This window comes from Romboutsia sp., from assembly GCF_035470145.1.
GTDB lineage: Bacteria > Bacillota > Clostridia > Peptostreptococcales > Peptostreptococcaceae > Romboutsia_D.
Genome location: NZ_DATIRC010000318.1, coordinates 1 through 11,563 on the forward strand (window position 1 = coordinate 1; position 11,563 = coordinate 11,563).

General features: G+C 29.6%; 10 protein-coding genes and 1 riboswitch. Of the genes, 9 read left to right on the forward strand and 1 reads right to left on the reverse strand.

All coding sequences use genetic code 11. From position 1 onward, the window contains the following. Window positions 1-154: 154 nt before the first annotated feature. The 8 genes from VLM92_RS12900 (at window position 155) to VLM92_RS12935 (ending at window position 7,258) form a co-directional block, all read left to right on the forward strand. Window positions 155-1,252: an ABC transporter substrate-binding protein gene (locus tag VLM92_RS12900; RefSeq protein ID WP_325276742.1), complete on the forward strand. Its 1,098-nt coding sequence runs from the start codon at window positions 155-157 to the stop codon at window positions 1,250-1,252. 74 nt (window positions 1,253-1,326) lie between these two features. Next, on the forward strand, window positions 1,327-2,172 hold the full coding sequence (locus VLM92_RS12905; protein ID WP_325276743.1) for an ABC transporter permease: 846 nt from the start codon (window positions 1,327-1,329) through the stop codon (window positions 2,170-2,172). 1 nt (window position 2,173) lies between these two features. Beyond that, window positions 2,174-2,959 carry an ABC transporter permease gene (locus tag VLM92_RS12910; protein WP_325276744.1) on the forward strand — a complete coding sequence of 262 codons (786 nt, stop codon included), beginning with the start codon at window positions 2,174-2,176 and terminating at the stop codon, window positions 2,957-2,959. Window positions 2,960-2,978: 19 nt separating this feature from the next. After that, window positions 2,979-3,992, forward strand: coding sequence for an ABC transporter ATP-binding protein (locus VLM92_RS12915; RefSeq protein WP_325276745.1), 1,014 nt, complete (start codon window positions 2,979-2,981; stop codon window positions 3,990-3,992). A 19-nt stretch (window positions 3,993-4,011) separates the two neighbouring features. Beyond that, window positions 4,012-4,974: a sugar phosphate isomerase/epimerase family protein gene (locus VLM92_RS12920; protein WP_325276746.1), complete on the forward strand. Its 963-nt coding sequence runs from the start codon at window positions 4,012-4,014 to the stop codon at window positions 4,972-4,974. A gap of 17 nt (window positions 4,975-4,991) precedes the next feature. Then, complete coding sequence (locus VLM92_RS12925; RefSeq protein WP_325276747.1) at window positions 4,992-5,804, forward strand: alkaline phosphatase family protein; 813 nt, start codon at window positions 4,992-4,994, stop codon at window positions 5,802-5,804. A gap of 229 nt (window positions 5,805-6,033) precedes the next feature. Next, window positions 6,034-6,816 (forward strand): DeoR/GlpR family DNA-binding transcription regulator, encoded by a 783-nt coding sequence (locus VLM92_RS12930; RefSeq protein ID WP_325276748.1) that lies wholly within the window; start codon window positions 6,034-6,036, stop codon window positions 6,814-6,816. Between the two features lie 25 nt (window positions 6,817-6,841). Further along, window positions 6,842-7,258 carry an EamA family transporter gene (locus tag VLM92_RS12935; protein WP_325276749.1) on the forward strand — a complete coding sequence of 139 codons (417 nt, stop codon included), beginning with the start codon at window positions 6,842-6,844 and terminating at the stop codon, window positions 7,256-7,258. A 165-nt stretch (window positions 7,259-7,423) separates the two neighbouring features. On the opposite strand, the gene VLM92_RS12940 is transcribed toward VLM92_RS12935, so the two are convergent. After that, the gene (locus VLM92_RS12940; RefSeq protein WP_325276750.1) at window positions 7,424-8,794 is read right to left on the reverse strand and encodes a sodium:alanine symporter family protein; all 1,371 of its coding nucleotides are present in this window, start codon (window positions 8,792-8,794) and stop codon (window positions 7,424-7,426) included. A 224-nt stretch (window positions 8,795-9,018) separates the two neighbouring features. Continuing rightward, window positions 9,019-9,107, reverse strand: a riboswitch (glycine riboswitch). A 244-nt stretch (window positions 9,108-9,351) separates the two neighbouring features. On the opposite strand from VLM92_RS12940, the gene VLM92_RS12945 reads away from it, so the two are divergent. Continuing rightward, entirely contained in the window at window positions 9,352-11,469 is a 2,118-nt protein-coding gene (locus VLM92_RS12945; RefSeq protein WP_325276751.1) for a DNA topoisomerase III, read from the forward strand. The last annotated feature ends 94 nt before the right edge of the window (window positions 11,470-11,563 follow it).

Below are 11,563 nucleotides of genomic sequence, written 5' to 3' on the forward strand. Positions count from 1 at the left end.
AGATGCACATATTGCAGAGGACTTATGTTCAGATTTTGATATAGCAATAAAAGAGCTTAAAGAAATTGGATTTAAAGAAATTACAACATTTAGAAATAGAAAGCCAAGTTTTATAAAAATTTAAATATAAACTTATTCTAAGGAGGAATTTTTTATGAAATTCAAAAAACTTGCAACAGGTATAATGGTATCAATTATGGTTTCTGCTTCATTAGTTGGATGTGGTAACAAAGATGTTGAAAGCAAAGCAAATGTAATCGATCCAAACATTACAATTGAACAAATTACTAAAGGGGCTAAAGAAGAAGGACAAGTAGTAAGTATAGGTATGCCAGATAGCTGGGCAAACTGGAAAGGTACTTGGGATGATTTAAATAAAAAATATGGACTTAAACACTCAGATACAGATTTATCTAGTGCTGAAGAAATAGCAAAAATAGAAGCTGAAAAGAATAATCCTACAGCTGATATAGGTGATGTGGGCTGGTCTTATGGTCCTGTAGCAGATGAAAGAGGATTAACATTACCATATAAGACTTCACATTGGGACAGTGTACCTGATTGGGCAAAAGATAAAGAAGGAGACTGGATGTTAGCTTATACAGGAACAATGTCTATTATGGCAAACAAAGAATTAGTAAAAAATCCTCCAAAGTCTTTCCACGACATATTAAAAGGAGATTACAAGGTAAGTCTTGATGACGTTACTTCTGGTACTCAATCACAAATGGCTGTTTTAGCAGCTGCTATGGCTTTTGGTGGGGATGAAAATAACATACAACCAGGTCTTGATTTCTTCGCAGAACTTGCTAAGCAAGGAAGATTAGTTACTGGTAAAAGTGATTTAGCAAGTATAGAAAATGGTGAAGTAGAAGTTGCATTACTATGGGATTTCAATTCTTTAGCTTATAGAGATAAAATAGATAAAGGTAGATTCAATGTTGTTATACCATCAGATGCAAGTGTTCGTACAGGATATACAACTATAATAAACAAATATGCACCACATCCACATGCTGCAATGTTAGCACGTGATTATATATTCAGTGATGAAGGACAAATAAACTTAGCAAAAGGATATGCAAAACCTATAAGAGAAGATATCAAATTACCAGCAGATGTTCAAGCAAAGCTATTACCTAATGAGCAATATAAAAATGTTAAAGAGATAAAAGACTTTGAAGGATGGAGCAAAACAGTTGAAAATATAGGACAATTATGGCAAGAACAAGTTTTAGTTAATGTTAAATAATTTAATCCTAAGATAATAAGAGATTATATCTCTTATTATCTTAGATAATCTTAACTTAGGAAGAGGTAGTATAAATGAAAAATAAAAAAACAACATTATTTATAATTCAATCACTTTTACCTTTTGTTGTATTAACCGGGTTATTCTTATTAATACCAAGTTTTACAATGATTATAGATAGTTTTAAAAGTAGTTTGGGTGGAGGATTTACTTTAGAAAATTACAAAACAGCACTTACTAATTCATTTTATTTAGTAGCAATAAAAAACAGTATAAATATATCTTTAATTTCTAGTTTAGTCGGAATCGTAGTTGCACTAATTTCTGCTTATTCAATTTCTAATTTTGGAGAAAAAGGACAAAATCGTATTATAACAATGTTAAACATGACTTCTAATTTTTCAGGAGTACCTTTAGCTTTAGGAAATATTCTATTGCTTGGAAATTCTGGCATATTTTTCTTATTGCTAAAAAAATTAGGTATAGATGCATTTAGTAACTTTAATTTATATTCTTGGACTGGTCTTATAATAACATATGTATATTTCCAAATACCATTAGCTGTAATGCTTTTATATCCATCTTTTTTAGGAATAAGAAAAGAATGGAGAGAATCAGCAGTGCTATTGGGAGCTAACTCAATTCAATTTTGGGCTAAAATTGGACTTCCTGTTTTATTACCAGGTATAGTAGGAACATTTAGTATTTTATTTGCAAATGCTATAGGTGCATATGGAACAGCATATGCATTAGTAGGAAGTAACTATAACTTATTAACTATAAGAATAAGTTCACTTGTTACTGGTGATGTAATGCCAAAACCAGAGCTTGCTGCTACTTTAGCTGTAATATTAGGGATAACTACAATAACTACAATGATGATAAATGAAAAAATGAGTAAATACATTAGGAGAGGATAACATGATGAAAAAGAAAATGTGGTTGCATAAGACAACTATAGGATTACTTACAATATATCTTTTACTTCCTCTAGTAGCAATTTTTATATACTCTATTGGAACTGATTGGTATAAAACAGTATTACCGGAAGGGTATACGTTAGAATGGTATAAAAGTTTATTTAGTGATACGAGATTCTGGTACGCAATGGGACGATCTTTATTTGTTGCTGTAGTACCAATAATAATAAGTTTAATTGCAATATTGTTAGCACTATTTGTAGTAACAGTGTATTTGCCAAAGTATGAAAGGATATTACAAACTATAGTATTAATGCCATATGTAATACCTGGAGTAGCACTTTCAATTGCATTAATAAGATTATATTCGTCTACTCTTGGTGTTTCTGTATGGGTACTTATATTTGCTTATTCAGTATTTATACTTCCATATATGTACCAAGGTATTAGAAATAGTTTAAGAAATATAAATGTAAAACAATTAGTTGAAGCTTGTGAACTGTTAGGAGCAACAAAGACAAAGGCATTTGCTAAGGTAGTTGTTCCAAATATTTTACCAGGTATAAAGATTTCTGTTTTATTATCATTTTCAATATTGTTTGGTGAATTTACATTAGTTAACCTTCTTATTGGTGGAAACTATGAGACAATACAAATAATGTTATTTAAGATGTTAAAGGAATCAGGCCATATTTCAAGTGCATTAGTTACAACATACTTTGCAATTGTACTAGTAATTTCTTATGCTGCACTGAAATTAAGTAAAGGACCACAAGTACAAAAATAAAAATATTGAGGTGAATATAATGAGCTATTTAGTTATAAAAGATGTTGAAAAAAGTTACGGAGATTTAAAAGTATTAAAGAAAACTTCGTTAAATATAGAAAAAGGAAAATTAATAACATTATTAGGTCCAAGTGGAAGTGGAAAAAGTACACTTCTTAGAAGTATTGCTGGTCTTGAGAGTATAGATAATGGTTCCATTATAGTAGATGGAGTAGACATAACAAATAAAGAACCAAAAAATAGAGATGTAGGAATGGTATTTCAGCAATACGTTCTTTTCCCAAATATGACTGTATATGATAATATAGCATTTGGATTAAAGTTAAAAAATATGGATAAAAATACGGTAGATAAAAAGGTTAAAGAAGCATTAGCTTTAGTTGAACTTTCAAATAAAGCTACTTCATATCCACATCAATTATCAGGAGGACAACAGCAGCGTGTTGCTTTAGCTCGTTCTATAATATTAGAACCTAAAATATTATTATTTGATGAACCACTTAGTGCATTAGATAGAAAAATAAGAAAGAATCTTCAAGTTGAGATAAAAAGAATACAAAGAGAATTAGATATAACGAGTGTATTTGTAACACATGACCAAGAAGAAGCAATGATTATGTCAGATGAAATTTATCTTATGAATAATGGAGGAATAGAACAAAAAGGTTCGCCTCAAGAGCTATACAATCATCCTAAAACTTCATTTGTGGCAAAGTTTATAGGAACTTACAATGTTTTTAGCAAAGAAGATTTTGAAAAGCACTTCAAGAGCAATATAAATGTGAAAGAAGTTGCAATAAGACCAGAAGTTATACAAATAACTAAGGATAATATTTCAAATGAAGAATACAATTTAAAAGATTGTACAGTAACTGATGTTTCAGTAATTGGTAACACAATAAGATATGAAGTTATAAAAGATGGATTTATTATAAATATAGATGTTATAAACGATGATATACAAGATATAAAATTAGGAGAAAAAGTAAATATATTTGTACCTAAGGAAAAATGTATATTTCTTGAAAAATAAACAAAAAGGAGAAATATAAATGAAAATAGGATTAGAAACTGAGAGCTATCATTTAGCCTTTCAAAATGGATTAATGGATATATTCGGTTTTATAAGAAAGACTGCTGAATTAGGTCTTGATGGTGTGATGATAAACATTATAGCATTTCCTGGTGATAAATATCTTCATCCAGAATGGGGTGCTCTTGGAGGAGCAGATTTAGATCATTTAGAAAAAGTAAAAGAAGAAATTCAAAAACATGGATTATTTGCTGAAATTGATGCAAGAGGTACTGATCCGCAGCATTTGACAAAGGTTATAAAAGTTGCACATAAAATTGGTGCAGATGTAATTAGAACTTATTGTTGTTTTAATGGTTATGAGCGTGAAAGGTTAGAAAGAGCACCAGAAGATATAAAGGAAATAGTTCCACTTCTTAAAAAATATAGAATAAAGCTGGCTGTTGAAAATCATGAAGAAGAAACTGCAGATGAAGTAATTAAAATTATTAAGGAAGTTGACAGCCCATGGGTAGGAGTACATTGTGATATCGGAAACTCAATGATGGCATGGGAAGAACCTGTTGATGCAGTTAGAAAGTTAGCTCCTTATGCATATACAACACATTTTAAGGATCATATTATTATAAAAGATAAAGATCAACATAGAGTATGTGGAGTTCCAGCAGGACAAGGTAATATAGATTTAGAGGAATGTTTTAAAATATTAGTTAATGAGTCAACTCTAACAAGAATAAATATCGAAATGTGCTATCCTTATGTTTCAACATTTAAAAGGCAAAAAGGTACAGGTGGTGTATCTGAATTAGGAAAAGGTGCATTTAAGATTGAAAAACCGCCTTTTAATCCAAATATAATAAAACCATCAGAGTATTATTATCCTCCAGAAGAACATATAATTGGTATGCTTAAAGCACAATTAAAGGGCGTTGAAGAATCTGTTAAATATGTATTAGAACTTAGAGATAAGTACTGTAGATAAAGAGATAGGAGACTAAAATGAATAAAGTTATATTGGTAGTATTAGATGGATTAAATTATGAAACTGCTAAGTCTAGAATGGGATTTATGAGTCATCTTGTAGAAATGAAAAAAGCTCAATTTTATAAGGTAGTATCTGCCCTTCCAAGTATGTCTAGACCTTTATATGAGACTATATTAACTGGAACAAATCCAATAGAACATGGTATTACAAACAATAATATAAATAGAAGATCTAAAGAAGAAAGTATCTTTAGTATAGCAAAAAAATCAGGATTAAAGACAGGTGCAGCTGCATACCACTGGGTAAGTGAGCTATATAATAAATCTCCTTTCAATCATATAGAAGATAGAATACAAAATGATTCTAACAATAATATACAAAATGGTATGTTTTACTATGATGATGTTTACCCAGATAGTCACTTGTTTTTAGATGCTGAATATATAAGAAAAACTTATGATCCAGACTTTTTATTAATACATCCTATGAATATTGATTTAGCTGGTCATTTATATTCTTCTGATTCTAAGGAATATAGAAAAAAAGCAATAGAGGTTGACACTATATTATCAAATCATATTCCAACATGGATTGAAGAGGGATATCATATCATAGTTACTGCTGACCATGGTATGAATAAAGACAATACTCATGGAGGAATAGAAGATGATGAAAGGCATGTTCCTATGTGGACAATAGGAGAATCTTTCGTTGATAATACATGTGAAGAAGTAAGTCAATTAATATTAGCCCCAATAATATGCAAAATATTAGGTATAGAGCCTAGTGAAAAAATGATGAAGGAAAAGTTTATAGGACTAAAATAACAAACAACTTATATAATACTGGATAAGCGAAATCTAAAACCTTCTCTCTGTCTTGATAAATACAAGTAACTACGTTTATCCATTTACTTATATTTATTAAAATATTATTAATTGTATTAGAAAATATAATTAGTTATAATGTAAGCATGTGATTATATACAACACTTTAAATATAGACAGGCTATATGGTAATGTCAATAAATTAAGCGATGCAGTAAGGAGAATTGTTATGAGTGGTCATATAGATGAAAGAAAAAATCTTATATTAAATGAATTAAATAACTATGGAAAAGTATCAGTTGCACAACTTGCTAAAAAATTTGAAGTTACTACGGAAACGATTAGAAGAGATTTAGATTGCCTAGAAGCGGAACATAAATTAAAAAGAATACATGGTGGAGCAATAAAAATTTCTTTTGATAGACAAGAACCCTCTCATATAAATAGAGAAAGTGTGTATAGAGAAGAAAAACAAAAAATAGGACGTAAAGCAGCAAGTATAGTTAAGGATAATGATGTAATAGCTATAGATGCTGGGACTACTACTTGTGAAATACTTTACTATTTAAGAGACAAAAAAAATATTACAGTATTGCTCAATAATGTAGCAGGTCTTAATATTATTATAGATTTAAAAAATAAGGGAATGTTTGATGGGAATGTAATATTTTTAGGGGGAGAAATAGATACTAACCAATTATCTAGTTTTGGGCCGATAAGTGAAAATATCTTAAAAAACTTTTATGTAGATAAGGCATTTATAGCAGTTGGAGGAATGAGTTTACAAAATGGATTAACGGGTTATAACGTAAACGAAGCCAATTTATCAAATAAGATAATGGAAAATTCAAAGGAAGTTATAGTAGTTGCAGACCATTCTAAAGTAGGAGTAAGAAACTTTTATAAAATAGCAGAACTTAATGAAGTTAATGTTATTGTTTCTGATAAAGAAGCACCAAATGAATGGAATGATATATTAAATCAAAATGAAATTGATTGGATAGTATCATAAAAATTATCTTAGAAAGGAAATCGAAATGTATTATTTTTCTATGGCTCTAATAATAATTTGCACTGCAGGTTATCATTTAGGTCAAAAACTCATAAATGAAAATATAAATCCTATGGTATCTATGACTGCAACATATTTAGTAGCATTAATTGTTTCTATTGTTTCAATTTTTATTTTTCCAAGTAAAAATATAATGGGTTCATTTAGAGAGTTAAGTTGGCCAAGTTATATTCTTGGAATAGCTGTGTTTGGTATAGAAGCAGGATTTTTGATTGCATATAGAAGTGGTTGGAATATAAATGTTGCACCGCTTTTTTCTAATATCATTTCAACTTTAATATTAGTATTTTTAGGATTATATATTTTTAAAGAACAGTTATCAGTAACCAATATTATTGGTATATGTTTAAGTGTTATTGGATTAATTTTAATGAAAAGATAATAAGTAATAAGTTAAAAGGACAATTAAAAATTAGTTACTTTAGTCCAAAAGAATGATAAAGTATAACCTTGTATTTTGACTTCATTTTAGTTAGATAGTATATAGATAAAAAACATAAAATAACATAATAAAAATGAGTGGATTTCCACTCATTTTTTTAGAATTCTATAGATTTGTATAAATATAATCTTCCTGCTTGGATGTTAAATAATCCATATAAATTTTAGTTTCACGAGCAACCACAGGCATAAGATAAAGTAGAGCAATCAAGTTAGGAATAGCCATAAGACCATTTACAATATCAGCAATTATCCAAACTATTTCTAATTTCAAAAATGATCCAAGAAGTACCATAAAAACAAAAACAATTCTATAACCACTTATACCTTTAGTACCAAATAAAAACTCAAAACATCTTTCTCCATAATAACTCCACCCTAGTATAGTAGTAAAAGCAAATAAACTTAAACTAACTGTTAAAAATAAAGGTCCGATACCAGGAAGTACACTTTCAAAAGCACTTTGAGTCATAAGAGCACCATTTAAATCTCCTTGCCAAACACCGGATAATATAAGTGAAAAACCAGTAAGAGAACAAATAATTAAACTATCTATAAAAGTACCAGTCATAGAAATAAGACCTTGTTCAGCAGGCCACTCAGTCTTAGCAGCAGCTGCAGCAATAGGTGCACTACCAAGTCCTGATTCATTAGAAAATACACCACGAGCGATACCATTTCTAATAGCCATAGAAACACTAGCACCTACAAATCCACCAAAAGCAGAAGTAGGAGTAAAAGCACTTTTTATTATTAACATAAAAGTAGATGGTATTTTATCAAATGATCTTATAAGAATTAATAAACATATTAATATATAAATAGCTGACATAAAAGGAACTACTGTAGTTGAAACTTTAGATATATTTTTAAGTCCTCCAAATACAACTAAAGCAACAAGTAAAGCTAAAACAATACCGGTTATTCTAGGGTCAATTCCAAAACTTCCATTAATAGAATCAGTTATAGAATTAACTTGAGTAAAAGTACCAATACCTAAAAGTGCAACTAACACACCACTTATAGCAAAGAAAATTGCAAGAGGTTTGTATTTATTACCCATACCATTTACTATATAATACATCGGTCCACCAGATACTTGTCCATTCTTGTCTTTAGTTCTATATTTTATAGCAAGAACGCCCTCAGCATATTTAGTAGCCATACCAAAAAATGCTGCAATCCACATCCAAAACAGTGCACCAGGACCTCCAATTTTTATAGCAGTAGCAACACCAACTATATTTCCAGTACCAACAGTAGCAGCAAGAGCTGTACATAAAGCACCGAAGCTAGAAATATCACCACTACCATTGTTTTCGGCTTTGAAAATTAACTTTAGAGCAGTAGGAAGCTTAGTAATTTGTAAAAATCCAAGCTTAAAAGAAAATGAGATACCAGTACCAACTAATAGTAAAAGTAAAGGTGGACCCCATATGAAAGAGTTCACTTGGTTTAAAACATCAATTAAATTCATAAAAATACACTCCTTAATATTTTTCGCTCTTAATTTTGGATTTATTAAAATATAAAATTTATATATTTCAACATAAAGAGCGAAGTGAATTTTATGCCCCAATAAATCAATAGAGTAAAATGAATTAATTGACAGGTAGATTAAAAAAAGCTAAATCTAGTATAGATTTAGCTCTGGATAAACGACATACTATAAAAAGGTACTCAAAAAAGTACTAAGTATAGTATATAATCCCTGTCCTTTTGCCTGAGAGATTGAGCATAATTGCCTTGCCCCTTCGGCGCCCATAATGGGTCTCTCCAGAGTTCCCTAAGCTTTACAGTCCTACTTTTATAAAAGTACCTGAGAGTGTGACTCCTTCGGTGTGTCAAATTTGACAACTCTTCTATAAAGCTTCAATCGGGTATTGATTTGTTATTAGCATTATTTATAATGATAATATAGAATATTGCGACAAATGTCAACTGGATATTTTAATTTTTAGATAACACTTAGTTACTTTTCAAATCTATGGTAATATTATAAATAGATAAAAAAGCAATGAGAAAGGAAATAACATGAAAAAAATATTAGTACTAGCAGAAAAGCCTTCAGTAGGAAGAGACATAGCTAGAGTATTAGGATGTAAAAATGAAAAAAATGGATATATAGAAGGTCCAAAATATATAGTAACATGGGCACTCGGACACTTAGTAACACTAGCAGATCCAGAAAGCTACGGAGAAAAATACAAGTCTTGGAACATAGATGATTTACCAATACTACCAAAGTACCTAAAAACAGTAGTAATCAAAAAAAGTTCCAAGCAATTTAATACAGTAAAAGCACAAATAAACAGAGATGACGTAAGTGACATAGTAATAGCAACAGATGCAGGACGTGAAGGAGAGCTTGTAGCAAGATGGATAATAGAAAAAGCACAAGTTAAAAAGCCACTAAAGCGTCTATGGATATCATCAAGTACAGATAAAGCTATAAAAGAAGGATTTGCTAAATTAAAAGAGGGTAAAGAATACGATAATTTATATCACTCAGCAATCGCAAGAGCAGAGGCTGACTGGATAGTTGGAATAAATGCAACACGTGCACTTACAACAAAGCATAATGCACAACTTTCTTGTGGTAGAGTTCAAACACCAACTATAGCAATGATACTTAAAAGAGAAAAAGAAATAATGGAATTTAAACCTAAGAATTACTACGGTATAAGTTTAGTAGCAAGCAAAGGAAACTCTGAGCTTAAATTTACATGGCAAGATAAAAATAATGCAACCAGCAGTTTCAACGAAGAAAAAATAGATAATACAATAAATAAAATAAAAAATAATGATATAAAAATAGTTAAAGTTAATAAATCACATAAGAAAAAATATTCACCTGCATTATATGATTTAACAGAACTGCAAAGAGATGCAAATAAAATATTTGGATACTCAGCAAAAGAAACTTTATCTATAATGCAAAAGCTATACGAACACCACAAAATACTTACTTACCCAAGAACAGATTCAAGATACTTAACTGATGACATAGTAGAAACTTTAGCGGATAGAGTAAGAGCGGTTAATGTAAGTGATTATTCTAGAGTATGCACAAAGTTATTAAAATCAAAGATAAACTCAAATAAATCATTTGTAGATAACTCAAAAGTGAGCGATCATCACGCTATTATACCAACAGAAGAAAAAGTATTTTTAGGTGACTTAAGTGATAAAGAAAGAAAAATTTATGACCTTGTTGTAAAAAGATTTTTAGCAGTATTATGTCCTCCATTTGAATATGAGCAAACTTCAATAAGTGGAGAAGTATGTGGAGTAGATTTTAGTGCCAAAGGAAATAAAATAATAAGCTTAGGTTGGAGAGAAACTTATAAAGATAGTGATGATGAAGAAAGTTATGATAGTATACCAACACTTAAAGAAGGTGAAGTTTTAAATGTAGTTAAATTAAGTAAAACTACTGGAAAAACAAACCCTCCAGGTTACTTAAATGAAGGAACACTACTTACAGCAATGGAGAAAAATGGACTAGGAACAGTTGCAACAAGAGCAGATATAATAGAAAAATTATTTAACTCTTTTTTAATAGAGAAAAAAGGAAAAGATATATATATAACTTCAAAAGGAAAGCAATTATTAGAATTAGTTCCAAGTGAATTAAAAACACCAGAATTAACATCATCTTGGGAAGCTAAACTATTAGATATATCAAAAGGAAAGCTAAATAAAAATAATTTTATAAACGATATGAAAAATTACTCAAAAGATGTAGTTAAAGAAATAAAAAATAGCGACTCTAAATTCAAACATGATAATTTAACTAAAAATAGATGCCCAGAGTGTGGAAAGTTCATGCTTGAAGTAAATGGGAAAAAAGGAAAGATGTTAGTTTGTGAAGATAGAGAATGTAACACAAGAAAAACTGTGTCACAGGTAACAAATTCAAGATGTCCGGTATGCCATAAAAAATTAGAACTTCGTGGAGAAGGCGAAGGAAAAACATTTGTATGTAGCTGTGGACATAGAGAGAAATTAAGTTCATTTAATAAAAGAAAAGCAGAAGAAAAAAATAAAGCATCTAAAAAAGATATAAATAAATTCTTGAAAAATCAAAATAAAACTGAAGAAGTATTCAACAATCCATTTGCGGAAGCTTTAGCAAAACTTAAAAAATAAATTGAAAGCTCTTTAGTGTAAATTATAATTTACACTAAAGAGCTTTCAATTTATTTTTTAAGTTTTGCTAAAGCTTCCGCAAATGGATTGTTGA